Here is a 24896-nt window from a genome sequence, read left to right on the forward strand (position 1 = left end):
GCTAGGCGATCCGACTGCCTGCCGCCAGGTGCGTCGCGGGGGTTCGGGTGCGGCGCCAAGCCCAGGCCAGGGCGCCCGCGCCAAGCAATACGTGAATGAAGAGGCCGATGAACCAGCTGGGCACCGCGCCGTCGTAGGTCTCCTGCGGTGTTGGACCGATGCCGGATTGCTGGTCGGCGTACCCATTGGCGGCCTCGTCGCATCCGTTGTACTCGGTGTACAGCTCTGGCGCGGCCTGCGCGCTCCGCACGCCGACGGCGATCTGGCCGAACAGGTCGGTGGGGCGACCGCCCGCGTCGAAGCTGCCGGGCGAGGCATCCGCCACCACCACGTACGGGTTCGCCGCCAGGATCCACCAGAAATAGTCGAAGCGCGGCACGGTGTAGGTCGAGGTCTGGGCGGTGGAGCAGACGATGTCCGACTGTTTGCCGGTCTGCTCGTCGTAGATCGACTGCACGACCTGATAGTTCACGCTCGTCGCCTCCTGCTGCGTGGCGGTGCCGAGCAGGGCGAACGCGATAAGCGTGCCGAGGCTGAGTGCCGCGACCAGGAGGTAGGTCAGCACGATTGAAAACAGTGGCCGGTTCAGGATGCCCGACAACCCCACACCGGCCGCCGCGATCACGCCCAACTCGGCGGCGAGCACCAGCATCGACACACTGATCGTGCCGAGCGAAACGTCGCCGAGAACGACCGCGAAGATGAGAAACGGCAGCGCCGCCGCCAGAAAGAAGAGCGCGGTGATCCAGGCGGCCAGAAACTTACCGAGAACGAGCTGCCCGGTACTGATGAGCGTGACCTGCGTCGTGGCGAGGGTACCGATATCCCGGTCGCCGTTGATGGCGTTGCCCGACAGCGCCGGCGACACCAATGTTGCCAGCAGCAGCACAAAGAAAATGATGGTCGAGAACACCCCGCCGCCGCCGGATAGCCAAGCCGAGGTAGCCAGCCAGAGCAGAAACGTGACGATGCCCACGAGCAGCATGAAGACACCCAACAGCACATACCAGGAGACGCCGCGCACCCGCTGGCGCAGTTCCAGCGTGACGATCAACCAGAGTCCGGTCAGGAACAGGCGGTTACGGTCGCTCATGGCGTGACCTCCGGGTTGACGACGACAGAACTATGTCGCGCCGGTCTGTCCCGCGTGAGGTCGAGAAAGGTGTGTTCGAGGTTGCCGACGGCCGGCCCGAAATCGCACACCGGCACCCCGCTCAGCACCAAGTTGTGCAGTAGGGCGGCTGCGGAGGCTTCATTTTCCACCTGCACGAGGGTGCCGAGCTGGTCCACCCCGAGAACCTGCACGAGGGCGCCGACCACGCCGGGCGTAGCCAGCGCACGTTCCAACGCTGACTCATCGAGGGAGCGGATGCGCCAGGCTCTGGCGCTCGCTCCCGCAGCGGCCACCTGTTCCGGGCTGGCCGTGCGCCCGTCGGCGAGGTACACCGCGGCATCCGCCATCTCGTCGAGCTCGGCGAGAACGTGGCTGGACACGAGAATCGCGGCGCCCTCGCCGGCCAGGCGGCGCAGCAGCTGGCGCAGCGAAGCGCGGGCTGCAGGGTCGAGGCCGGAGGCCGGCTCGTCGAGCAGCAGGACTCCGGGGGAGTGCACGAGCGCCCGGGCCAGACTCAGACGTTGTTTCTGGCCGCGCGACAGCACCCGCGATGGCCGGTCGGCGAAGTCACCGAGATCGGTCAGCGCGATCAGCGCGTCGGCGCGCACGGCGGCTTGTTCGCCGCTCATGCGGTACATGCGGCCGGTGGTCTGCAAGGCCGCCCGGGCGCTCAGGCTCGGCCAGGAGCCGAGGGTGTCGGGCATCCAGCCCATGAGCGCGCGCACCCGCTCCGGTTCGGTGACCGGATCGTGACCGTTGATGCGAATGCTGCCCGTGTCGGGGGTGAGCAGCGTGGCGAGCATGAGCAGCAGTGTTGTTTTGCCCGAGCCGTTCGGCCCGATCAGGGCGGTGACCGACCCGGCCGGAACGGTCAATGTGGCATCGAGCAGTGCGGGCACGCTGCCAAACGATCGACTGACCCCGGTCACAGCGATGCCGCTCGGCACGATCCCGCCACGCCCGCCAGGCCCGCCAGGCCCGCCAGGCCCGCCAGGCCCGCCAGGCCCGAAAACTGTCGTCACCGACATCGACACACCCCCGCTTGTTTCCCCCGAGTCTAGGGTGCACTCCCGTTCGGGGGTGGACGGTGAATCGCGTCGATAGCACCTGAGAGAATTACCCCATGGCTATTGCAGTAACCCCGCCGCGCGGCATGCGCGATTTCCTCCCCGCCGACAAGGCCGTGCGCGAGCGTTCTCTCGGCATCATCCGCGACAGTTTTCGGGCGCATGGCTTCGACGAGATTGAAACCCCGGTCATGGAAGACTCCGACCGGCTGCACGCAGGGCTCGGCGGCGACAACGAGAAGCTCGCCTTCGCGGTGCTGAAGCGCGGCCTCAGCCCAGCGGATGTGGCGGCTGCGGCCGAGCAGGATGACCTCTTGTCCCTGGCCGACCTCGGACTGCGCTTCGACCTCACCGTTCCGCTCGCCCGGTTCTACGCCACCCACCGCGCCGCACTGCCCGCCGTGTTCAGGTCGATCCAGATCGCCCCGGTCTGGCGGGCCGAGCGCCCGCAGAAGGGGCGCTACCGCCAGTTCATGCAGTGCGATATCGACATCATCGGTGAGGCCGGCCCGCTTGCCGAGATCGAACTGATCACCGCCACGGCCGCGACGCTCGACCAGCTCGGCCTCGAGGGGTGCTCCATTCGCATCAATGACCGGCGCATCCTCAGCGCCCTGCTCGCCTATTGGAATGTCGGTGCGGAGCTGACCGAACGGGCTTTGATCGTGATCGACAAGCTCGACAAGATCGGCGTCGACGGCGTCGCCAGCGAACTGGGCACCCTCGGCATCAACGCCCCCGACCTGGCCACGCTGCTCACCGAACTCGGAGCCGGTGGCTGGTCCCTCGGCGACAGCGCCCCGAAGTGGCTCGATACTGCGGCGTTCGCTGACCTCACGGACCTGCGCGCAGCCCTGCCCGGCGTCGACCTGGTCTTCGACCCGACCCTGGTGCGTGGCATGGGATATTACACCGGCACCATCTTCGAGATTTCCCACCCTGACCTGGCTTATTCCCTCGGTGGCGGCGGCCGCTACGACGGCATGATCGGCCGATTCCTCGGCACCGACGTACCCGCCTGCGGTTTCTCGATCGGTTTTGAACGCATCGTCGACCTGCTGCAAGCGGATGCCGCATCCGCTCAGCATGCCGTCGTGCTCGTTTACGAGAAAGACGCCGATTCGGCCCGTCTGGTCGCCCTCAAGCGTGACGTCATCGCCGGGGGATTGCGGGTGCGCCTGGAACGCCGCACCAAGAACCTCAAGGCCCTGCTCGACCGGGCTGGAGAAGCCGGTTACGGACGCTTCGCGTTCGTGACCGCTGACACGCAGGCCGCTGTCGACCTCGACTTCAAGCCGCTCGGCGCCTGACGCTTGACGCCGCTTCACCGGATCGGCGGACGCGTTTGGTTAGACTGAAACCGCCTGGATCACCCGGCACACCCTACTTTCATTCGACGAGTACCCCGGCGTCTACCCAGGCGTTCACCCCCCGACAAATCAGGAGACAGTTGTGGCCCTAATTGAGGCAGTAGACGCACGCGAAATTCTCGACTCCCGCGGCAACCCGACCATCGAGGTCGAAGTTTTGCTCGGCGACGGAACCGTCAGCCGCGCAGCAGTGCCGTCCGGTGCATCCACCGGGGTATTCGAGGCTTATGAGCTGCGCGACGGCGACAAAGCCCGCTACCAGGGCAAGGGCGTGCTCAAGGCCGTCGAAGCAGTGATCGACGACCTCGGCCCCGCGGTCGAAGACATCGACGCGACCGACCAGCGCATCGTCGACCTCGTGCTCATCGAAACCGACGGCACCGACAACAAGGAGCGCCTCGGCGCCAACGCCATCCTGGGCGTCAGCCTGGCCGTGGCCAAGGCCGCCGCCAGCTCGGCCGGTCTGCCGTTATTCCGCTACCTCGGCGGCCCGAACGCGCACACCCTGCCGGTACCCCTGATGAACATCATCAACGGCGGCTCGCACGCCGACAACGATGTCGACATCCAGGAATTCATGATCGTTCCCCTCGGTGCTGAATCGTTCAGCGAGGCGCTGCGCTGGGGCGTTGAGGTCTACCACTGCCTCAAGGCGCTGCTGCAGTCCAAGGGCCTGTCCACCGGCCTCGGCGACGAGGGCGGCTTCGCCCCCAACCTGCCGAGCAACCGGGCCGCGCTCGACCTCATCGTCGAGGCCATCACAATCGCCGGTTACGTTCCCGGCAAGGACATCGCCCTCGCCCTCGACGTCGCTGCGAGCGAATTCTTCACGGACGGCAGCTACAACTTCGAGGGCAAGAAGTTCTCCGCCGAAGAAATGAGCGCGTACTACGCCGAGCTCGTCACCGACTACCCGCTGGTCTCCCTCGAAGACCCGCTCGAAGAAGACGACTGGGACGGCTACGTGCACCTCACCGCATCTCTTGGCGACAAGGTGCAGATCGTTGGCGATGACCTGTTCGTGACCAATCCCGTGCGTCTGGCCAAGGGCCTCACGCTCAAGGCTGCAAACTCCATCCTGGTCAAGGTCAACCAGATCGGTACCCTGACCGAGACGATGGATGCCGTGGCACTGGCACAGCGCGCCGGCTACACCGCGATCATCTCGCACCGCTCAGGCGAGACCGAAGACACCTTCATCGCCGACCTCGCCGTCGCAACGGATGCCGGCCAGATCAAGACCGGCGCCCCCGCACGTAGCGAGCGCGTCGCCAAGTACAACCAGCTGCTGCGCATCGAAGAAGAACTCGGCGATGCCGCTGTCTACGCGGGCCGCTCCGCGTTCCCCCGCTTCACCGCGTAACACCGCTCGACTTCGCCTACAGGCCCCCGACCAACGTTCTTCGGCTAATCGGGGGCCCACAGCCACACTTGCTACCGTTTTCACCAGCACGTTCATCGCCCGCGTAAGGAGTTGTCATGGATCAGAAACGACCGGTTTTACGGCAACCGATTGTTTCAGAGGCCGAAACTCCCGCCGGTGGCTGGCTGCGCAGCATCCGCTTCTCCGGATTTTCGCTCGTGATGATGGTCGTGCTGATCCTCGCCGTCGTGGTGCTTGCGCCGAGCCTGCGCACCTACGCCGAGCAGCGTCAGCAGATCAGCCAGCTCAGTGCCGCTGTCGCCGACCAGAAAGCCGAGGTTGATCAGCTCACGAGCCAGCGAGAGCGCTGGAACGATCGCACCTACGTCACGACGCAGGCACGCGAACGGTTGTCGTACGTGATGCCCGGCGACATCAGTTTTCTCGTCATCAACGACCTGCCGGTCGTCGCTCCGCTCGAAGCGGATACGGGCCCGGTCAGCACCAATATTCAAAGCACCACAACTGATTGGCTGGGTTCCTTGTTCGCCTCCACCATGACTGCCGGCCTCGCTCCGCAAGCCGCAGCACCAGCGCCACCAGCGACGGACGCCCCACAGCCGGTGGCTCCATGACCCGGCCACCGTTCGATCCGTTCTCTCCAGCCGACATCGATCTCGTTTCGGCCCAGCTCGGTCGCCCTGCCCGCAACGTCGTCGGCATCGCTGCGCGCTGCGTCTGTGGCGCGCCGACCGTGGTCGCCACCGCTCCCCGGCTGGCCGACGGTACTCCGTTTCCTACCTTGTACTACCTGTGCCACCCTGCCGCGACGGCAGCGATCTCCTCGCTCGAAGCAACCCAGGTCATGAACGAATACAACGACCTGCTCGCCGACGATGACGAGGTGCGCGCCGCTTATCAAGTCGCTCACGAGAGTTTTCTGTTCGACCGCGAGCAGCTCGGCACCGTGCCGGAGATCGCAGGGATCTCTTCCGGTGGCATGCCGAGCCGGGTCAAATGCCTGCACGCCCTCGCCGCGCACTCCCTGGCCGCGGGACCCGGCGTAAATCCGATCGGTGACCTCGCGCTGGCGCGTGCGGCCTGGTCGCCGACGGTCTGTGTCTGCCTGGACTACTCCGCCGTACCCGCGACCGACGGGACGGTTCCGGAGTGACTCCAACTGCGCAACGGGTCAGTGGGCGTCGGGCCAGTGGGCAACGGGCCAGTGGGCGTCGAGTCAGGGCGGGCGCCGCGGTCGTCCTCACCGCAGCGCTCTTCGGCGGCACTGTCGCGGGTTCCGTCGTGCTCGACGCACCCGCCGCCCATGCCGACCAGATTCGTGACCTGCAGTACTGGCTGAACGATTACGGGTTCACCGAAGCCTGGAATACCACGCGGGGCGCGGGCGTCACCGTGGCCGTAATCGACTCCGGGGTCAACGGCAGCGTCCCCGAGTTGAACGGCGTTGTGACCGGGGGAACGGATGTCTCCGGTCTCGGCTCCGCGAACGGCCAAACCCCGGTCGCCGGTGACGACGATGATGGCGAGCACGGCACCCTGGTGGCCTCGCTGCTGGCCGGTCGCGGCACCGGTGACGGCACGGGCCTCATCGGAGTGGCGCCGGAAGCATCCATTCTGGCGGTGTCGGTGGGGTTCGGCAGTACCCGTTCCGCAGTGAGCAACGATGACCAGATCGCGCAGGGCATCCGCTGGGCTGTGGACAACGGCGCCGACGTCATCAACATGTCGCTCACCCGGAACACGCTGTATTGGCCGGAGAGCTGGGATGAGGCCTTTCTTTACGCCTTTGACAACGATGTCGTCGTGGTGGCAGCGGCCGGAAACCGGGGGAGCGGCACCACCGAGGTCGGTGCTCCCGCGACGATCCCCGGCGTTCTGACCGTAGCGGGTGTCGACCGCAACAAAACGGCGAGCTTCGATGCGTCCTCGCAGGGCATCACCATCGCTATCGCCGCTCCGAGTGAAAAACTCGTCGGCGTTATGCCCGATTCCAGCTACGTTCAGTGGGACGGAACCAGCGCGGCCGCGCCGATCGTGTCCGGGCTGGTCGCCCTCGTGCGAGCGGCCTATCCAAATCTCGATGCGGCGGGCGTCATGAACCGTGTCATCGCGACCGCAAACGCCAACGGGCAGTCCATTCCGAGCCCGATCTACGGCAATGGCTTGATCGACGCTGCCGCCGCGGTGACCCGGTATGTCGCTCCGGCGACCGGGGCCACCCCGAGCGCACTGCTGGCCGAGTGGATCACACTGCATCGTCGTGCCGAAATCGAGGTGGTTCCTACCGAAGTTCCGGTCGCTGAGGCTCCGGCAGCCGCGGACGAGGACCCGCCCCTGCCCGTGCAAAATGTGCTCACGGCCTGGCTGCCGAACCAACTGACATTGACTTATATCAGTCTGCCGCTCGCTGTACTCGTGGTGTTTGGTATCCTAGTAACGCTGCTGGGCATTGGGGCCACTCGGCATATCAAGCGAATTCGGCGCATCCCCAAAGATTTCGCACAATAATAATCATGTAGGAGGCTTTCTCATCGTGCCCAAAATTCTCATTGTTGGTGGCGGCTACGCCGGATTCTACACGGCGTGGAAGCTCGAGAAATGGCTGCGATCCGGCGAAGCCGAGGTCACCATTGTTGACCCGCTGCCGTACATGACGTACCAGCCCTTCCTTCCGGAGGTCGCTGCCGGATCCATCGAGCCCCGCCACGCGGTCGTGTCTCACCGTCGTCACCTCAAAAAGACCAACGTCGTCTCTGCCAAGGTTTCTTACGTCAACCACGCGGAGAAAACCGCCACGATCACGCCGCCAATCGGCGAGCCGTACGAATTTGCGTATGACATCATTGTGGTCACCGCCGGCGCGGTGTCGCGTACGTTTCCCATCCCCGGCATCGCCGACCAGGCCATCGGCCTCAAGACCGTCGAAGAGGCCGTCGCCATTCGCGACCGTGTGCTGACCAACTTCGACCGCGCTGCCGCTTTGCCAGCCGGCCCCGAGCGTGAACGCCTGTTGACGTTCGTCGTTGTCGGTGGCGGTTTCGCCGGGATCGAGGTGTTTGCCGAGCTGCGTTCCTTTGCCACCTCGCTGCTCACCCTGTACCCGGAGATCAGCTTCGAAGAGACCAACTTTCACCTCATCGAAGCTATGGCCCGCATCATGCCCGAAGTTTCGCTCAAGACGAGCCTGTGGGTCATCGACAACCTGGCCGGTCGCGGCGCGGAGATTCACCTCGACACCCAGCTGACCAGCGCGATCGACGGCAAGATCGAACTCTCCACCGGGGAGACCTTCGAGACCGACCTCATCGTCTGGACCGCCGGCGTCATGGCCAACCCCACGATCGTGCGTCACACCGACCTGCCGATCGAGGAGCGCGGTCGACTGCGGGTTCGCGCTGACCTGCGCGTCGGAACCGAAGACGACATCATCGCTGACGCCTGGGGCGCCGGTGACGTGAGCTGCGTTCCTGACCTGAGTGGTGGCGGTGTGGGCGGCAACTGCGTACCCAACGCCCAGCACGCTGTGCGCCAGGGCAAGCTGCTCGCCAAGAACCTGGTTGCTGTACTGCGCGGCGAAGAGCCCGTGCAGTACCTGCATAAAAACCTGGGTGCCGTCGCCGGTCTCGGTGTCGGTGTCGGCGTGTTCCAGAGCGGCAACCTCGCCATCACCGGACTGCCGGCCTGGTTCGCCCACCGCGGCTACCACGGCCTGGCCATGCCGAGCTGGGAGCGCAAGCTGCGCGTCGTCTGGGGCTGGAGCAACAACGTGTTCCTCGGTCGCGATGTCGTCTCGCTTCGCGCCACCGAGAACCCGCGCGCCGTGTTCGAAGAGTTCGCTTCGCGTCCGAAGCCACCGGCACCGGCCGAAGCGCCCGCCGCCAAGGCGCCGACGGCTCCGCGCGCGCCCCGTGCGCCGCGCAAGCCCACGGTGAAGGCTGCTGCAGCAGACGCGGCTGCTCCCGCAAAGCAAGCAACCGTCGGGCAGAAGGCGGCCGCTCAGGCATCCGCTTCGAAGTAGGTCTTTCGCTGGGTACTGTCGGGCGAGATCATCGCCCGACAGCACCCGCGCTGTAGCCGCCCGTCATCGGGCATGCCCCCATAGCCCAATTGGCAGAGGCAGACGACTTAAAATCGTCACAGTCTGGGTTCAAGTCCCAGTGGGGGCACCACGAATATATCTACGCTGATCTCGGTTTAAGAGGATGATCACGGTGGAATAATAAATGTCCGACCGGTAAACGGCTCATGTCTTTGTCGTCCGCTAACCATTCGTCTTCCGGGACACCGCAAATGCCGCGAGGCCAGGCCCGTCACGGTGAGTATCGACATGCTGTTCGTCGCGCCCCAATTTCAGCGACGCGGGGTTGCACGCCAACTGATCAGACACGTGGAGACCCACGCGCGCTCGGTGCAGGTGACAGAACTGACAGCCGACGTCAGCATCACAGCCCGCCCCTTCTTCGAGCGCCACGGATTCACCGTCGAGGCAGAACAGCACCCGGTGAGAGGCGGCGTGCCGCTGACCAATTACAAGATGAAAAAGAAGCTCCTCGAGACCGTGGTGCGCCTGAGCGGGCAGCCTGCCTGCCACACCCAGGACCAAGCGAAAACTGTCCGGGATTACCTACCACCTCGCCTTTACCCGCGCTGAACCGGGATGCCGTTCGTGGGGTCAAGCTATCTCGGACATTGAACGCCGTTGCTCCGTGATCGGACTCCAGCCCTCGTCAGTCTGAGCACCTGATCCCACGCCGGAAACCGGACCTGTCCCGGTCAGCATCTCGGACTCATCGTTCTCGCCGTCAGCGGCGCGCGCATACCGCGCGCTCGAAGAGGCCGGCCTCGTCGAAACTCGACGCTCGCAAGGAACCCTCGTGCGCTTGGACCACCTCAAAACTCTCCATGGAGCGTTCCGCCTGCGAGCGACTGGCGAATCCTGTCGAGTTGGCGTTTAAGCGGCGGGACGCGAGTTGCAGAGCTTTTTCGTTTCGCTCCGCCACGAGTTGAGTACCTTTCGGGCGTTGTCGATCGATCCTACGTCCAGGGCTTGGCGTGCTGCGAAGAGCGATGTCAGCGCGCCGTCGTCCGGAGCGAACAAGGGCGTGGATTTCTGCAGGAGCGCCGTCGTTCCGGCGCCGACGAGCATCGTGAGGGCGGACTGAGCCCGCAGCGCTTGCCAGGCAGCGTCTGCAGTTTGGGTAGCGTCGCCGCAGGAGATCGACTCCAGCAGACTGGTAGCGTACGCGGTCTTGATCTGCTGCGTCGATGCTCCCGGTCCCGGAAGGGATGTGAGATAGCTGACATCAGCGTTCTGGTGCGCGGTGAAGGCCGACGACGACGCTTCGACGCGGTCGGGCAGGGTGAGACCATTCTTGCTCGCTTGGACTCGTGCTTCGACTACCGCGTTTAGGATACGCGCACCGTCAACTGCGTCTTGTTCGGGCCAGAGACAGACAGCGGTTGCGTCGCCGGAGCAGACGAGTTCGGCCACCGGTCGCGGCGCGTATGGAGCCTGTCCGATACCGGCAACGAGTACGTTCCCCACCAGCACGGCCGCAGTCACAAGCACGGCTCCTGCGGCGTATCCGACCACGGCGCGGCGCAGAAACAGCACAAGGGCGAAGGTGGCGACGACGGCGACCGAGAGGAGAATAGGCGCTAGCAGCGCCCCGGTGGCGGGAACAAAGGAGAAATCGAACGAGGATTGGGGAAGCCCAAAACCAGTGATGTTTAGCCAGGCGGGGTTGCTGGCACCCTGCGCCGACGGCAAGGCGAACCAGAGGTAGCTGGCTACCAGAGCGGTCGGCACGGCGATTGCGGTGTGGCACAGACGGCCGAGTAGCGCTCCGAACGCGAACGCCGACAGCAACACGGCCAGGGATGCGGCCGGCACCAACAGGTTCGGAGTGCCCGCCTTGGGAACTCCGCTGTTTTGTACGAGGAGCGCCAGCGTCACCAAATAACCGGCGATCGATCCCACTAACGTCGGCCACACCCGTCGCGACAGCCGGGCGAGATATGCCGTTGCGGGAACCGGTTGATCCGTGCTGGCGTAACGTCGCATTCGGCTCGACTCCCATGCCGTGACGACCGCCGCGGTCAGCACTGCGATTGGAAGACCGTAGCAAGCGACGGAGACCACGGCGTTCCAGTACGGCAGGGTCGTCCAGGTTGCGTTCGCAGTTCGAGTGCCCCACACCATGAGAGCGATGAGTATCGGCGCGGTCCAGACGGCTGGTGCGCTCACCATGTGGGCGAGACGCCGGGGTACGGCGATGCCGCTACGGAGAAGCCACGCCCACAGTGCGACGGCACTCGCAGCAACGACAGTCAGCCCGGCCAGGACAGCGGCCGAGACGAGGGAGCCAACGACGTCCTCGGCAAAATATCCGGCAAACCAGAGCACGGCCCACGGCAGTGTGGCAGCGGCAAGCCCTGCCGCCGCGACCCTCAAGCGCAACGCGGCCAGGATTCCTACCGTCGCCAGCGCGAACACCAGTGCTACGCCGACATTACTTGGGGAGAGGACCGTCTCGAAGACCCACCGCTCAGGGTGATACCGGCCGCCGAAGCCGCCCGCGACTGCGGCGCCGCCAGCGAAGACGGCGAACGCGAGCGCGGCGATGGAGGCAACGCCGAGGGTACCCCGCCAGACGAGGGGCGAGGCGATGAGCGCCATAACCGCGAGGGACAACATAAAAGCCAGCGCGATCCAGCTCGGCAGTGAGTACGTCACTTGCGTCGTCGAGCGCAGGACGGCCAGCGCGGCCACGCTGGCGAGCACGGCAACCATCGACCAACGGGCCGTGCGACGGTGGCCGGCCATGGCGAAGACACACGCAATCAGCCAGAGCGCATAGGGCAGGGCCCCAGCCGGATCCGACGGGCCAACCCACCACGGCGGGACAATCTGTCTGGCGAGCGGACCGAGATAGGACACGAGCAAGATCGTGAGCGACAGCGCCGCACCGCACGCGAACGCCACAGCGGATGCCACCTCCCGCGCCTGAGCCGGCAGCACCGGGTCGATTCGCCGCAACAGACCGCACACGGCGAGATTCAGCAGCTCGGCCGTCTGTGGGCGTGTCCGCTGCTCGGCGTCCGCGACGTCGAGGAGGGTTCCAACGACGGCGTCCTCATTGTCAACGCGCCACCCGCGTGGATACCAGCGCAACGTTGCGCGATACGCGGCCTCAAGGCCCGCCGACGGGGTGCTCATCCGTGTGCAGCCATCGGTGCCGGACGCAAACGAAGACGCGACAACGCCTGCTCGGCGTTGGCCTGCATCCTGGCGACCTCGGCCCGCAACGCCGAGGCTCCATCATCCGTCAGCTCGTAATAACGCCGGAGCCGACCGTCGACAACTTCTTCACCGGCGCCAGTGACCAGACCCTGCTGCTTGAGGCGATCAAGGGCTGCATACAGCGTTCCGACCTTCAGGTGCACTCGTCCCTCTGACAACTGCTCGGCATCAGTAATAAGTGCGTACCCGTGCTTGCGCCGATCGGCAAGGGCGGCGAGTACAAAGAACGTCGGTTCGCGCATTTCTGAATCAGCCATAGCAGCAGCATAGTATGAACCTCGATATATAGCGGTCACTTGATTGATCGGCAGGTCCTTATAAGATGACCGACATGATATTGCGACCATCTGACTATAGTTCTCCCGGCGACGGCGACTGACCGCGATGCGCCACGTCCCATTGCGAAATGGCGCATGCGGCGGTCAGGTCGGGTCCACGAAAAACGCGCTAATCAGGAACTGCAGTCTCGTATGGGGTTCCCCGTGCGGGCAGTGCTCAAGCAGTCCCGCAGTCTGCCAGAATAGGCCCGTGACTGGCTGGGAAGAACGGATCAGAATATTTTGGAGTGAGGTCAGTGGCGCCGACCAAGAGTTCACTGTCGACTCTATGCAGGCCCTGATCGCAGAGCGACGGGACGATGATCCGGCCGCCATCTTCGAGTGGGCGTCGGTGCATGACTTTCTGGGACGGGAAGCGGATGCGATTCCGCTCTACCGCCGTGCGCTGGAACTTGGTCTCGATCCTGTCCGCAACTCTCAAGCTCAAATTCAGCTGGCCAGCTCGCTTCGCAACGTCGGTGAGGCCACCGAAGCGGTCAGGATTCTCGAAGGCATGGAACAGGACGCAACGGTCGGAAACGCCCACGAAGCTTTTCTGGCCTTAGCGCTCTTCGACGCTGGGCGGCCCGGCGATGCTTTACGAGTCGCCCTCAAGGCTTTGGGAAAGACCCTGCCTCTCTATAGCGGTGCGATTGACCACTACGCTGACGCGATTGTCGACTCCAAGTAGAGCCGCCTGCGCTCCCGGTGGACAGACGATCCAACCGTCCCGGCGAGGGTTGGGCTTGCGGGGCGCTTTTCTTCGCTCCGGCCTCCGCCAGCACAGTTCCCCTATCGGGAATGAATATAAGGTGCCGGATCACTGGCTCCGTTTCTCGGTGGAGGTGCTCCGAATAATGCCGGCGGCGGTGATTGAGACCCTGGCACGTCGCCGATTAGAGCGCGTCGGCGAATCGGCGGCCGGCCGCGAGCATCCGCTCAGTCATTTCATCATTGCCTTGGTGTCCACTTGCACCAATCACGTGCAGGGTCGCATCGGGCCAGGCCTGCGTCAGCAGCCAGGGCACATCGACGGGGCCGCCGAGGTCGAGCTGGCCGTGGAGCAGCACGCCGGGGATTCCGACAAGGCGGGCGGCATTACGCAGCAGTTGGCCCTCTTCAAGCCAGGCACCGTGCGAGAAATAGTGCGAGACGATGCGGGCGAACTGTAGCCGGAACTGCGGGTCGGTGAAGCGGGGACTGGGCGCCGAGCCGGGTTCGAGTGAGACGGCGGCGTCCTCCCAGTCGCACCAGTTCTGCGCTGCGCGCTGTTGTGCGGTGGCGTCGTCGCTATGGTTGAGCAGGCGGTTGTAGGCGGCGACGAGGTCGCCGTCACGCTCGGCGACGGGGACTCCCTCGCGAAAGCGCTGCCATTGCTCGGGCAGGTAGCGGCCGGTCTCGTGGTACAGCCAGTGCACGTCGCTGCGCCGGGTCATAGTGACGGAGACCAGCACCAAGGCGCGCACGCGCTGAGGGTAGCGCTCGGTGTAGGCGAGGGCCAGGGTGCAGCCCCAGGATCCGCCCCAGAGCACCCAGCGGGTGATTCCCAGCAGGGTGCGCAACTGCTCGATGTCGGCGAGTAAGTGCTCGGTGGTATTGAATTCGAGGCTCACGGCGGGATCGCTCGCGAGCGGGGTGCTTTTTCCGCAGTTGCGCTGGTCTATCTGCACGATCAGGTAGAGGGATGGATCCCAGTTTCGGCGACCACCTGGCGTGGTTCCAGAACCGGGGCCACCGTGAAGCATGAGCACGGGCGTGCCAGCAGGGTTGCCGCTGGTCTCCCAATAGACCCGGTGCCCATCGCCGACGTCCATTCGCCCCATGGTATACGGCTCGATCGGTGGAAACCGGGACATGTCATGCTCCTTTAGCGGTCATCGCGAAAGGCAACTGTCAGCGCGGTGAGGTTCAGGCACAATCGGGTGTTGGTGGCTCTTTGCGGTCAAGTAAATCACGGTCTACGAGGAGGCATGCTTGTCGCCACGAGCTTTGAACCGACCCACAAACTGCTGTATCTCGTCAGACGGCATCGACCGCTTCGCGTCGGCTTCCGGGAAAAGAACCGCCACTTCAGGTCCCACTTCCTGCTGGACCCTGGCCGCAAGTTCGTGACCTTCGACGAGGTACTCACAGAACGTGTCATCGTTTATGGCTGTCGATTCTCTTCTCCGCGCAGACAGCCAGCGATTGTTCCATTCGTGCAGCGTGCTGATCAGTAGCTTGGTAAGTCCCAGAGTTGCCGGTTCGAGCCGATCGCTAATCATGTCAATCACAGCCGAGCGGTCCACAAGTGGCAAGCCCTGTTCCCGCGGTTGGAGCAGAATGCGCGACGGTTTTTGCCCCGCTACCCACAGAAACCGCCGAATGTCATCGTTGTGGGTCAGCGCCTCGAACTCAACATCTGACATCTCCCACATCTGTTCCACAATGGTTTTCCTTGGGGGGGTGTGGCGGCGAGAAGACATGGCCGTCCGCCCCGCCCGCGATCCAGGCCTCGTTCTTTGGACGCTCAATCTGCGGCACCTGAGAGCGCTCCTCGTCTGAGTCCAAATAGAGAACGACGACTCGCGGACCGAACTCTCGCTGAGCGTCTGCGGCGAGCAGGTGACCGTCAACGACGAACGCAAGGTGCTTTTTTGGTGACGGCCACTCGAGATTGGACCCCATAAGTGTTTCGAAGCGCTCGTTCCAGCGGACGAGTCGTGTTTCAAGCTTTTTCGAGAGTCCGAGCACCCCGCATTCAAAAGGCCCGAACCACATGTCAGGTGAGGGGGACTTGTCCCAAAGCGGCAGCAACTGGCCATACTCCGCCATCAGAATGACCCTGGTTGGAAATGGTACAAGCTCCATCTTCCAACCATATCGAGTCGAAGTCGCAGGATTTTGAGAACAGTCTGCCATTTCGCCGCCCCGATGTTTTCCGAAGTGAGGTCACGAAAGTGGGAAATGTCCTAACCCTTCACTGCTGTTCTATCTGCCGAGGAGAACTCCGTGCACGAAGATGATCGCCGGAAATGTCGCGGTGAAGGCCCAAAAGAAAGTGTCGAGGCCAATCAGCACGGCTGTTCCGAGATGGAGCATGGCCCCGGCAAAAAGCAGCGCTACCAGGACGCCAGGGGGAGCCACAAGGGCTACGGGAAAAATGATCTCCACGACGATAACTGACCATCCGACGAAGCCTCCAAGCCAAGGGCGTCTACGAAGTACGGCTGCGGCCGTGGAGTGTCCATAAGTAGCGGTGTTGAGAATGCTTTGCAGCGCTGACCCTTGACGCCACTGTGCGTTGGATACCTTCGATATTCCCGCAGCGAAATATGCCAACAAAGCCTGCGCCGCGATGAAATACAAACCCACGGCTTGAAAAGGACTCGACGTCGGGAGCAGGAAGGTGAATGCCAAGCCCGCAAGGATGATGACCGATATTTGATTGGAGCCATCTTTGCCATAGCGAATTTGATAGGCCAGGAAAAGACTTGATAGCAAAATTATCGTTGCGTAACTGGCGTAGAGCAGGTTGCTTTGAAACGGAGTGATTAGCGCTATGGAACAGACGATTCGAGCAATCACAACAATACGTAGCCACACTGAGCCGCTGTGCCCGACCATCCATCCACGCGACGCACCGTGTGACCTAGCGAGGATCTGTCTGCTATTCCAGTCAAACAGCCCGCTCGAGCCGAATTCTTTTAAACTGAAAAGCAATTGTAAAGAACCTTGAAGAATTCCTATGCCCACGATGATGGCGGTAATTCGTGCGGCGCTTTCGATTGTCAACATGGCTTATGACACCGGGTGAGTCAGCGAATAAAAACGAACGCGTGGCACAGAAGCTCCGCTCGGACCGCGTGTTTCAACCAAAGCAAACTGGTAGAACGCCTGCGACGACAATGAACCTCCGAGTCGCTTGCGCGCAACGTCAAGCAAGATTACGTATGGCGCGGTGAACTGAAGCCGCTCTGCAGGGCAGTTGATACTGGAAAGCGCCAGCAGCTGAAACAATTCGATCATGCCCTCTCGGTAGCGTTTTCGCGGGTTCCAAAGGGGAAAGAGAATTCCTCTCGGGGATAAATTCAACTCCAACCATGGACTGACGCTCGTTTCATCGTCGCGACTGCGATAAACAAAGTGATAGTTACTCGCGCCGGGATCTGGCGTAAAAAATGACCATTTTGGTATGAGTGTGAACCGGTCAAACCGTGTAGTTAGCCGGCTGAGCAGATTATTTTTCTGAAATGCGATCGTCAGTAAAAACCAGACAGAGAAAACAACGATTCCAATAACGCCGAATACGGAGCTTGCAATATCAATCATCATGTGACCTTCCTCAGATCGAATCGGTCGGCGAACAGTTTGTAGCGGAAGCGACTTGACGAACGAACTCGTGGCGGGATCGTTTACCGATGCTGGTAGCAGGCAGCTCTTGATGATTTGAGAATACGAAGCAGAGTTCGGGTCATTTTAATCGGGCGGCACTTGCATCCGCTTGGTAGGCCCGAAGGGCCTCCAACGTCTGTGCCGATCGGTGCTCTACAGGAACTTCTGCAAGCTCTTCGCTCATACGCTCTATGTCGCAACGGATAGCCGAACCGCCGTCCGTGACGATCCAGTCGTCATTGGGGTCGACAGGGGTGATGAGGCTGTCGAGGGTCGAGAGTTCGAGATCGGTGAGGCTGATAGCCATGTGCGTTCCGTCTTTCGGGCTCGGAGAAATCGTGTCGACGCTCACTATGAATCCAGGATGACTTGCGGCCGCTCATAATCAAGCGGGCCGGTCCACAGAAAGACGAGGCGTATCGGTTCAACTACCTAATGTTTATCTGAAAATCATCTTTCGTCAACTATGAAAACGATGGGCATTCTAGACATATCAGCTCGTTATGGGAAGGCCCTGCAGCGATGTGTTCTGGGGTAGCGGAGCATCAACCCGCCATCCCTCCTTAGTGTGATTGCCTCCTGACGGCCGGGAACCTCTGGCATGCCTGGCCTTGCCCCGGTTAGTGGACACGGGTTCTACTCGGCGGCAGTAGAACTCGGTGTTCAATGTCACGAAGCCGCCGGCACTGCGGCAAGCTTCGATCGCTGAGAGTCGCGATTCGCCTGCGACGCCAACATCCCGATACGAATTAGATAGAGCACAACGTTGGCCCACCCCGGTGCGTCGTTACTATGCGGCTGCGACGTTCTGCTTGAGGGGGCGGGGCCATATCGTGTACGACACAGCCCAGATCACTTCAATGCCACAGATCGCCATCAGGATTCGGTACCACTGCTCCAAGGCGGCCGTCTGCGCGGCGTTGCCTACCAACCAGATCAGGCCGAACAGGACGAGAGCAGAGATTGCCGCTGCGAGCAGGGTGCGCGCGACGTCCTTCCAGCAGGCCACGGTGTAGTCGGTTCCGGAGAGACGTGTTGGTGCGGGGCCGCCGGCAAACCGGTGAGAGAAGCGGATGTCGGCCCAGCGGACGAGTCTTGGGCCGTAGGCGATCGAGAAACCGATGTAGACCGCGGCCAGGCCGTGCGCCCATTCCGCGTCAGCGCCTGAGCGCAGGTGCACCGCGGTCGTGGTCAACAGCACCAGGTCGATGACCGGGGCCAGAGCGATCAGTACGAGGCCGAGGCGTTTGGCTTTGAGGCCGGAGCGCGCGATCAGGCCCAGTACGATGACGGCCCAGAATCCGATCTCGCAGGCGATGATAATACCCAAGATCACCAGCCATTCCGCCCCTCGTAGTAGCCGCAGGCCGAGCTTAGGGCAGGCGAGTGCCCAGTTCGGGCCAACCCCGACACGAGAATCCCCTTCAACCGGAATCCTCCGGTCATTCCGGCCGGATCCATCGCGATGCGGAGCATTGGTGCAGGACTCCTTGTCTTCGGCGGGGCAGCACTGACAAATACCCTCGGAATATGGAGCGTGATCGTTGTCGTCGGTGTTGTTCTCGTCACACTGGCCATAATCACCGTTCACAATCATCGCCTCACTGTCACTGCAAACCACTGACTGCTACGGTTCCCCTTCCCAGTTAGGGTTCACTTGCGGGACTGGAGCGAGAGGGGTCGTCAGCCTGCGGTATCGTGGCGCAGATGACCGAAATCGAAGCATCAAGTGTCGATTGTCCGTTCTGCCGGATTGTGACGGGATCGCTTCCGCATCACGTCATTGACGAGGATGACGACTGGATTGCATTCCTCAACATCACGCCGGCTGCGCCCGGCCATACCCTTGTCGTTCCGAAACAGCACGTGGCGTATCTGTGGGATCTGAACCCGGAGATAGCTGCGGGTCTCGGAGTGGGCTTGCAACGCGTGGCTCGGCGACTGGAAGATCGCCTACAACCCGATGGGCTGACCGTTTTCCAGTCCAACCGATCGGCTGGGTGGCAGACAGTGTTTCATGCTCATTTTCACCTCGTACCTCGTTCCGAAGGCGACGAATTAGTCCCCTCTTGGACGAAACGGGATAGTGACCCGAATGAGCTTGCTGTTATCGCTGGCAAGCTGACGTAGCGGGTGCGATTCCCCTGCGGAATCTGGACGCGACCACGAGCCACACCCCCGTATTGCGCAAAGTGGGCGTCCTTTCCCGTCTGACTTGTGGGGCGATAAACGGTCGACTGCAAAGCGTTGAAAAGCTCCGCCAAGTCCGCGCTGGATTGTAGACCGCGTGCGAATCTGTCGAGTTCGGCATTGACGAGGGTGTCCCCAGCACGGCGGGCGGCCAGCACTTCGCGAAGCCCCGGCCGGGCCCGGTTCGTTCCGGTCAGACGATGATCAGTGCCGATCTGACGCCAGTCGTTCTGGGGCATTTTGTTGGGCGGTTCCTCGCTCAAAACTTGATCGTGTTCCACCATGTCTGACGTTGTCGTCGGATTGTCGTGGTGGTGTCGTGGTGCTGTCGTGGCGTGGCGGCCGGGTTGTCTTCTAGGTTGAGTGCATGAACAAGACACACATTGGTGAACTTCGTCGGGCCCGCGGATGGACTCAGGAGCGGCTGGCGGCGGAGAGCGGGGTCGCGGGGCGAACGATCCAACGATTGGAAGCGGGTAACGATGCCAGTGTGGATACGGTCGCTTTGATTGCGAATGCGCTAGAGGTACCTGTCAGGGACCTCTTTGTGAGCGTTGAGAGTATCGACTTCGGTGAGGCGGTGGAACAACTAGATGCTCGCAAGAGCGCGCAGCAAGCCCGCCGTGACTCCATCACGAACGCGTTCACTTATCTGTTCCAAGGCATGGGCGTCCTGGTCACCTTCGCGACGATCGTTCTGCAGCTCACCGGTACGTTTTCGTGGCTGGGATGGTTCATCATTCCCGCCTACTGGGCTGGAGTCCGGTTGCTCTTCGGCTTTCTCTTCCGAATCGTCATCGGCCCACGGTTGGATGCGAAATATCCCCTTTCGCTTCCCTCGCGGGCCGCTGCAGACTACTGACCAGTTTTCGCGCCCGCGACGGAATCTCATGTATATCGGTCACTACGCAGCTGCTGCAGTGTTGGTTACGCTCGTGCCGGCCTCGCCGGTGATCCCGCTCGCTGTCGGCGTCGCCTGGCCAGACCTGGTCTGGCCCGTCCTCGTCCTCATGGGCCGCGAACGCGTCACGGTGGGGCGGAACGACCCACTGCAACGTTCTATCCGATTCGACTCCTACCCGTTCTCCCACTCGCTGGTGCTCTGAGTGGCGACGAGCTTTCGGAGGATTCGATGATCGAATATCCCCGTGCGCGGAGTCGGCGACGCTCCTCGGACAAGTGGTTCAGCAGCCGGACGCGGGTTCCTCAGCTGTGGGATAGAACAAGAGCCGCTGCCCGTTCTGCATCTCTCGATTGGACGGCTGCGATGATCTCCAAACGTGCTGAACATTCGTGCGGATGACGGATTGACTCGACTCCTCGTGAAACTGGACCCTTCGTCAAAAAGATCAAACCGAAGCCTGAAGCACCCCTTGTTGCCATGCACCATCACCGCAATGATTGACCCATGGCAGATAAAGCGAACGATGTCGATGCCGTCTGGGACGACTGGAAAAAGGCGGTCACGATGACCGCCAGTGAGATCACCTCGTGGCTCGACACCGACGAATCGCGGGAGGTCGGCCAGAAAGACGATGGCAGTGGAGAGTCCATCGGGCATAGGTCTGGCCGCAGGATCGTGACGATTCTTGGAAAGAAGAAAGCCGATCTGACCGCGTCTGATATCGAACACATGCATAAGGTGGTCGGCTACGTGAAGCGGCATGGGGCCCAGGGACCAGAGTCCGATGTCGAGCACTCACGATGGCGCTACTCGCTCATGAACTGGGGAAACGATCCGCTGAAATAGGTCTGAGGGCCCCGGAGGAAGCAGCGGTCGATGGGCGTGGGGTTGTCGGTCATCGGCCCATCAGGTAGATCTGGGCGGCACCAAATCAGTCCCTGCGCGGGCCGTAGGTGAGCAGGGCGTTGCCCTTGCTCGTCATCACAGATGACTGAAGCGTCAGTCGAGTCACCGGGTCGGTCGGCTCGAACAAATGACGTCCCCCTCCTGCGACTACCGGGTGTGTCATAAGGGAGAGCGAGTCGAGCAGCCCGGCAAACAAGAGCTGCCGCACCAAAGAGATACCGCCGATCAGGGAGATCTCGCCGCCCTCTGTGCGCTTCAGGTCGGTCACGAATTCGTTCAGGTCGCCGGTGACCAGCGTCGAATTCTGCCAGGCCAGGTCGCCGGTCAGTGTGCGCGAGGCGACGAATTTTTGCACCGGATTGATGAATGCTCCGAACGGGTCATCGTTTTCGGTACCGGGCCAGTAGCCGGCCCACTCCTCATAGCCGACTCGCCCGAGCAGAACCGTGTCGACGCGGTTCATCATGGCGGTCATCTCGACACCCAGCTCCTCGTCAAAGCTGTCGAACTGCCAGAGGTTCGGCGACTCGACCACGCCATCGAGAGACATGAACAGGCCGGCGGTCAGTTTTCGCATCAGAGTTCTCCCATGGTCGGTCGAATGCTAGTACCGATCAGCGCAGACGGTCGAGGTAGCGCAGAATAACGCCCTCGCGCAGTGCCCACGGCGACACCTCGAGTTCGGCAGCCCCGAACGCGGCCATCGCTGCGCTGAGCACAATGCCGCCGGCCACGATCTGAAAGGTGCGATCGGCGGTGATGCCGGGCAGCGCCGGGCGGGCTTCGGCGGGAATGCGGGCGAGACGCGGCACCCAGTCATCGAGTTCGGTACGGCCGAGGCGCAGCCGGTCAGCGGCTCCGACACCGTCCGAGGTCGTCCCGGCCAAGCGGGCCAGCGACCGAATCGCTTTTGACGACCCGACAACGTGGTGCGGTGCCGGCAGATGCGCGAACGCTTTGACGACATCGTGTAAAACGGATGCTGCGTGCTTGCGCAACGCAGTCACCTCGTCCGGCAGTGGAGGATCGTGGTGCAGAAATCCGACGGTGCTGCGCCCGGCACCCAGCGGCAGGGACAGGGCGACCTCGGGAAACTCAGCTCCGCCGGCGGCGATCTCCAGCGACCCGCCACCGATGTCGAACAGAAGAATATTGCCGGCCGACCAGCCGTACCAGCGTCGCACGGCCAAAAAAGTCAACCGGGCCTCGTCTTCACCCGACAACACCTGCAGGGACACACCGGTTTCTTGTTCGACCCGGTCGAGCAGCTCTGGACCGTTGGTCGCCTCACGCAGCGCCGAAGTGGCGAACGGCAGCAGTTCGTCGATGTTGTGTTGCTGGGCAACATCCGCTGCATGCTGCACAGATTTTAGAACCGCAGCGACACCCTCATCGTTGATGGCACCCTCGGGCGTGATGTAGCGCATGAGGCGCAGCACGCTCTTATCGGCGGCCATCGGCACGGGCGGGGCCCCCTCGTGCGCGTCGACAACCAGCAGGTGGACGGTGTTCGAACCGACATCGAGGACTCCAAGGCGCACATGTGTACGATACCGCTTGCAGCGAGCTAACGCTGTGTCGGGGAGACGAAGCGCTGCCAGACCCACGCGCTCGCGCACAGCGCCGCGAAGGTGGCGGCAGCGATCCAGAGTGTCATCCCGCTGCCGTCGTTCTCGAGCTGCTCAATCACGGGGGCGAGCGCCGCGAACAGCATGCCATAGGTGATGACGGTCAGCCCTACCCACAGCGGAGGCGACCAGGCCAGGATACGGCGCCCGCTGGTGTGGCCGATCGGCACCAGAATCAGCACTGCTGAGCCGATGGCAGCGAGCACGATCGTGTTGATGCTCTCCGCGGCGAGCGACGTGGTGAAATCAGTGGCGCCGGGCAGCAGCGACCCGAGGAACCAGGCGAGAACGGCGAAGGCGGCGAGCGCACCCACCCGGACCGCGGCGAGCTGGCCGCGCTGCGCGCCCGTGGGCTGCGCGCCGACCTGGCCCGAGGCATCCGTTGTGGCCGAGAGGGTGATGCTGCCCAGTAGCCCGAACAATAGGGCGGGATGCACGTCGAACATTCGGGAGGCGATCGCGGCGGCCGCGATGATCAGCAGGTAGCGCGGCAAAAAAGTGGCTGTTCCGTTCTGGCGCAACACGCGCGAACTCCACCACAGCGGAACCAAAATGGCCACCGCGTTGACCAGGACCAGCCCGATGACCACGGCGACGAGTAGGCGCAGGTAGGCCGGCTGGTCGACGACGGGACCTGACAGCATGACAAAGGTCGCGGCGGCCAACAAAGCCGCGCCACCGCGCAGCCACCGGTTGGGGTTCATCGTCGGTGCGACCTCGAATTCTTCACGCACTCGGTTTCGTCCCGCAAATGACGGCAGCGCCCGAAGCGGTTGGCCGCCGCGGGTGCGGGAAATGGTACCCGCGAGCATTCGCAGCGGCACCGCGATCAAAAGCAGCGCGCCGACGGCGAGCAGTCCGGCCTGCAACCAGAGAAACGGAGAGTCGCTGCCGGTCGGACCGATGGCCGCAGCAAACCGGGTCGGGTCATTCCACTGGCCGGGGAAAACGGATGCCGCCTCCCCATTGCGCTTCGGCTCTGCAGCTTCCGGGTCGGGCGCGTTGGTACCCGGCGCCGCGCTGGGCGAAGGCTGCGAAGGCTGCGAAGGCTGCGAAGACGGTGGAGACTGTGGAGGAGCTCCGGGCACGGCAACGGAACCGTCCGGTGGCGGCGAGGCCGCCGCGCTCGGTGTCGGCGTGACCGGTGGCGTTGCCGGGGCGGACTCAGACGGCGTCGGGGCCGCTGTCGCCTCGGCGACGTAGCTAACCGACAGGGGAGCGCTGCCCGGACCGACGTTGCCGGCGTCATCTTTCTGCACGGCGATAACCGAGTAAGACCCGGCGGCCACGCCGCCGGCCGAGCAGGTCCACGTTCCGCCGGTCACGGGTGCAGAACACACCGAGTAGGCGCCGGCGAACACCGTGACGGTGGCACCGGTTTCTCCGGTTCCGGTGTATTGGGTACCGGCGACAGGAACCTGCGTGCCGGCGCTGGGAGCCGTGACGATCGGGGCATCCGGTGCGGTGATATCGAACACGATTGTCACCGGCGCGCTCGCGTTCGACGTTGACGGGCTGCTGAACGTTGAAGTCTGGCTGGCGGTGACTTCCTGGCTGCCGTTCGTGAGCGTGCCGGAGAACAGGCAAGCCCAGGCACCGGAACCGTCGACCTGACTGGCGCAGGTGGCATCGTTTGGCAGGGATGCCGTCACGGTGGCCTGCGGGTGACCGGTTCCGCGCACCCAGCCGTTGGATTCCAACCCGGTCAGGCCGCCGAGCACCGTTGGGACGCCGAGTACGGCGACGGCAATGTCGTCACTCAGGCTGGGAACACCGGTCACCACTACGCGCAGGGTGATGTTGGGGCCGTTCGGCAGGTAGACGTTGCCGCAGCTCCATGAGGTCGATGAGTCGTCGACGATGCACAGGGGGTCGCCGCCGCGTGGTGACAGCAACTGAATCTCCTGGTCGGCAGCTTTCGACCCCGAAACAGTGGTGCGGTTGCTGCTGATGAATTGCCCGTTGCCCGGGCTCTCGATCCGGGGGCTCGGCGCGGAGTTGGTCGCCGCCTTTGGGAGGGGTTTTTCGGTGGCCGGGGGGGGCGCGTCGGGCGTCGGTTGCTGCCCGGTGGCTGGAGCCGGGGTCTCGTCGGCCTGTGCCGTCGAGGGTGCGGGTGTCGCCAGGGCCAGGGCGAAGGAGAGCAGGAGGGCGACGATGGCCACGACGCAGCGGAACTGTCGCGGGCGCACCGTTTTGCCCCGCACTGCGATACGAGCCGATTCGGACACAACTCACCCCCTGCCCCAATTTGAGGGGCAGACGGTGAGAAAGTCAACCTCTCCCGCCCGGAATAAGGTAACAAACCAGAGGAACTCTTCGAGGCGTCTCTACCCGGCGTT

At 63.2% G+C, this 24896-nt stretch carries 26 protein-coding genes, 1 tRNA gene and 2 pseudogenes; 14 read left to right on the plus strand and 15 right to left on the minus strand.

All coding sequences use genetic code 11. The annotated features are described in order from the left end of the window. Position 1: 1 nt before the first annotated feature. Positions 2-1093 carry an ABC transporter permease gene (locus E3T38_RS15845; RefSeq protein WP_174775261.1) on the minus strand — a complete coding sequence of 364 codons (1092 nt, stop codon included), beginning with the start codon at positions 1091-1093 and terminating at the stop codon, positions 2-4. Further along, complete coding sequence (locus E3T38_RS15850) at positions 1090-2061, minus strand: ABC transporter ATP-binding protein (RefSeq protein ID WP_241984517.1); 972 nt, start codon at positions 2059-2061, stop codon at positions 1090-1092. The genes E3T38_RS15845 and E3T38_RS15850 overlap by 4 nt, the downstream gene beginning before the upstream one ends. A 176-nt stretch (positions 2062-2237) precedes the next feature. On the opposite strand from E3T38_RS15850, the gene hisS reads away from it, so the two are divergent. From hisS to E3T38_RS15890, 8 genes are all read left to right on the plus strand, one after another. Then, complete coding sequence (hisS, locus tag E3T38_RS15855; protein WP_134549061.1) at positions 2238-3491, plus strand: histidine--tRNA ligase; 1254 nt, start codon at positions 2238-2240, stop codon at positions 3489-3491. A gap of 142 nt (positions 3492-3633) precedes the next feature. Continuing rightward, the gene (gene eno / locus E3T38_RS15860; protein WP_104199396.1) at positions 3634-4914 is read left to right on the plus strand and encodes a phosphopyruvate hydratase; all 1281 of its coding nucleotides are present in this window, start codon (positions 3634-3636) and stop codon (positions 4912-4914) included. A 116-nt stretch (positions 4915-5030) separates the two neighbouring features. Continuing rightward, a complete protein-coding gene (locus E3T38_RS15865) occupies positions 5031-5549 on the plus strand; it encodes a septum formation initiator family protein (RefSeq protein ID WP_134549062.1) in 519 nt (172 codons plus the stop codon). Further along, on the plus strand, positions 5546-6088 hold the full coding sequence (locus tag E3T38_RS15870; protein WP_134549063.1) for a DUF501 domain-containing protein: 543 nt from the start codon (positions 5546-5548) through the stop codon (positions 6086-6088). The genes E3T38_RS15865 and E3T38_RS15870 overlap by 4 nt, the downstream gene beginning before the upstream one ends. Continuing rightward, on the plus strand, positions 6085-7443 hold the full coding sequence (locus tag E3T38_RS15875) for a S8 family serine peptidase (protein ID WP_134549064.1): 1359 nt from the start codon (positions 6085-6087) through the stop codon (positions 7441-7443). The genes E3T38_RS15870 and E3T38_RS15875 overlap by 4 nt, the downstream gene beginning before the upstream one ends. A 25-nt stretch (positions 7444-7468) precedes the next feature. Further along, positions 7469-8953, plus strand: coding sequence for an NAD(P)/FAD-dependent oxidoreductase (locus E3T38_RS15880; RefSeq protein ID WP_134549065.1), 1485 nt, complete (start codon positions 7469-7471; stop codon positions 8951-8953). A 74-nt stretch (positions 8954-9027) separates the two neighbouring features. Further along, positions 9028-9104 (plus strand) — tRNA-Leu (locus E3T38_RS15885). A gap of 146 nt (positions 9105-9250) precedes the next feature. Beyond that, positions 9251-9586 carry a GNAT family N-acetyltransferase gene (locus E3T38_RS15890; RefSeq protein WP_241984518.1) on the plus strand — a complete coding sequence of 112 codons (336 nt, stop codon included), beginning with the start codon at positions 9251-9253 and terminating at the stop codon, positions 9584-9586. A gap of 300 nt (positions 9587-9886) precedes the next feature. Here E3T38_RS15890 and E3T38_RS15895 read toward each other — a convergent pair whose 3' ends face one another. Together E3T38_RS15895 and E3T38_RS15900 are read right to left on the minus strand one after the other, a co-directional pair. Continuing rightward, positions 9887-12154, minus strand: a complete 2268-nt coding sequence (locus E3T38_RS15895; protein WP_134549066.1) for a hypothetical protein — start codon at positions 12152-12154, stop codon at positions 9887-9889. Further along, a complete protein-coding gene (locus tag E3T38_RS15900) occupies positions 12151-12495 on the minus strand; it encodes a PadR family transcriptional regulator (protein ID WP_134549067.1) in 345 nt (114 codons plus the stop codon). Before E3T38_RS15900 ends, E3T38_RS15895 begins: the two co-directional genes overlap by 4 nt. Positions 12496-12766: 271 nt before the next feature. Here E3T38_RS15900 and E3T38_RS15905 point away from each other — a divergent pair, with 271 nt between their 5' ends. Beyond that, entirely contained in the window at positions 12767-13246 is a 480-nt protein-coding gene (locus tag E3T38_RS15905) for a tetratricopeptide repeat protein (RefSeq protein WP_241984519.1), read from the plus strand. A 205-nt stretch (positions 13247-13451) separates the two neighbouring features. Here E3T38_RS15905 and pip read toward each other — a convergent pair whose 3' ends face one another. From pip to E3T38_RS15940, 7 genes are all read right to left on the minus strand, one after another. Beyond that, positions 13452-14411 (minus strand): prolyl aminopeptidase, encoded by a 960-nt coding sequence (gene pip, locus E3T38_RS15910; RefSeq protein ID WP_134549068.1) that lies wholly within the window; start codon positions 14409-14411, stop codon positions 13452-13454. A 102-nt stretch (positions 14412-14513) separates the two neighbouring features. After that, on the minus strand, positions 14514-14981 hold the full coding sequence (locus E3T38_RS15915) for a hypothetical protein (RefSeq protein WP_134549069.1): 468 nt from the start codon (positions 14979-14981) through the stop codon (positions 14514-14516). Then, on the minus strand, positions 14950-15405 hold the full coding sequence (locus E3T38_RS15920; protein WP_134549070.1) for a hypothetical protein: 456 nt from the start codon (positions 15403-15405) through the stop codon (positions 14950-14952). Before E3T38_RS15920 ends, E3T38_RS15915 begins: the two co-directional genes overlap by 32 nt. A gap of 120 nt (positions 15406-15525) precedes the next feature. Then, complete coding sequence (locus E3T38_RS15925) at positions 15526-16332, minus strand: hypothetical protein (protein WP_134549071.1); 807 nt, start codon at positions 16330-16332, stop codon at positions 15526-15528. A 3-nt stretch (positions 16333-16335) separates the two neighbouring features. Then, on the minus strand, positions 16336-16869 hold the full coding sequence (locus E3T38_RS15930; RefSeq protein ID WP_134549072.1) for a hypothetical protein: 534 nt from the start codon (positions 16867-16869) through the stop codon (positions 16336-16338). A gap of 139 nt (positions 16870-17008) precedes the next feature. Further along, positions 17009-17281: a hypothetical protein gene (locus E3T38_RS15935; RefSeq protein WP_134549073.1), complete on the minus strand. Its 273-nt coding sequence runs from the start codon at positions 17279-17281 to the stop codon at positions 17009-17011. A gap of 438 nt (positions 17282-17719) precedes the next feature. Beyond that, positions 17720-18265, minus strand: a complete 546-nt coding sequence (locus E3T38_RS15940; protein WP_134549074.1) for a hypothetical protein — start codon at positions 18263-18265, stop codon at positions 17720-17722. Between the two features lie 371 nt (positions 18266-18636). Here E3T38_RS15940 and E3T38_RS15945 point away from each other — a divergent pair, with 371 nt between their 5' ends. Then, complete coding sequence (locus E3T38_RS15945) at positions 18637-19059, plus strand: HIT family protein (protein WP_134549075.1); 423 nt, start codon at positions 18637-18639, stop codon at positions 19057-19059. Between the two features lie 125 nt (positions 19060-19184). Here E3T38_RS15945 and E3T38_RS17570 read toward each other — a convergent pair. Next, a pseudogene (locus E3T38_RS17570) lies at positions 19185-19337 on the minus strand (recombinase family protein); the annotation flags it as partial. Positions 19338-19486: 149 nt separating this feature from the next. Between E3T38_RS17570 and E3T38_RS17235 the strand changes: the two are divergent. The 4 genes and pseudogenes from E3T38_RS17235 to E3T38_RS15965 form a co-directional block, all read left to right on the plus strand. Next, positions 19487-19657 (plus strand): annotated as a pseudogene (locus E3T38_RS17235) (helix-turn-helix domain-containing protein); the annotation flags it as partial. Between the two features lie 9 nt (positions 19658-19666). Next, positions 19667-19981, plus strand: a complete 315-nt coding sequence (locus E3T38_RS17240) for a hypothetical protein (protein WP_241984525.1) — start codon at positions 19667-19669, stop codon at positions 19979-19981. Between the two features lie 28 nt (positions 19982-20009). Next, on the plus strand, positions 20010-20225 hold the full coding sequence (locus tag E3T38_RS15960) for a hypothetical protein (protein WP_134549078.1): 216 nt from the start codon (positions 20010-20012) through the stop codon (positions 20223-20225). Positions 20226-20527: 302 nt separating this feature from the next. Continuing rightward, a complete protein-coding gene (locus E3T38_RS15965; protein WP_104196722.1) occupies positions 20528-20869 on the plus strand; it encodes a DUF3140 domain-containing protein in 342 nt (113 codons plus the stop codon). 85 nt (positions 20870-20954) lie between these two features. On the opposite strand, the gene E3T38_RS15970 is transcribed toward E3T38_RS15965, so the two are convergent. Genes E3T38_RS15970 through E3T38_RS15980 form a run of 3 tightly spaced genes read right to left on the minus strand, consistent with a single transcriptional unit; the run spans position 20955 to position 24785 of the window. Continuing rightward, the gene (locus E3T38_RS15970; RefSeq protein ID WP_134549079.1) at positions 20955-21506 is read right to left on the minus strand and encodes a dihydrofolate reductase family protein; all 552 of its coding nucleotides are present in this window, start codon (positions 21504-21506) and stop codon (positions 20955-20957) included. A gap of 37 nt (positions 21507-21543) precedes the next feature. Further along, positions 21544-22470 (minus strand): Ppx/GppA phosphatase family protein, encoded by a 927-nt coding sequence (locus E3T38_RS15975; RefSeq protein ID WP_134549080.1) that lies wholly within the window; start codon positions 22468-22470, stop codon positions 21544-21546. Positions 22471-22496: 26 nt separating this feature from the next. Further along, positions 22497-24785 carry a hypothetical protein gene (locus E3T38_RS15980; protein WP_134549081.1) on the minus strand — a complete coding sequence of 763 codons (2289 nt, stop codon included), beginning with the start codon at positions 24783-24785 and terminating at the stop codon, positions 22497-22499. Between the last annotated feature and the right edge of the window lie 111 nt (positions 24786-24896).

This window comes from Cryobacterium sp. Hb1 (assembly GCF_004403585.1).
Taxonomy (GTDB): domain Bacteria; phylum Actinomycetota; class Actinomycetes; order Actinomycetales; family Microbacteriaceae; genus Cryobacterium; species Cryobacterium lyxosi.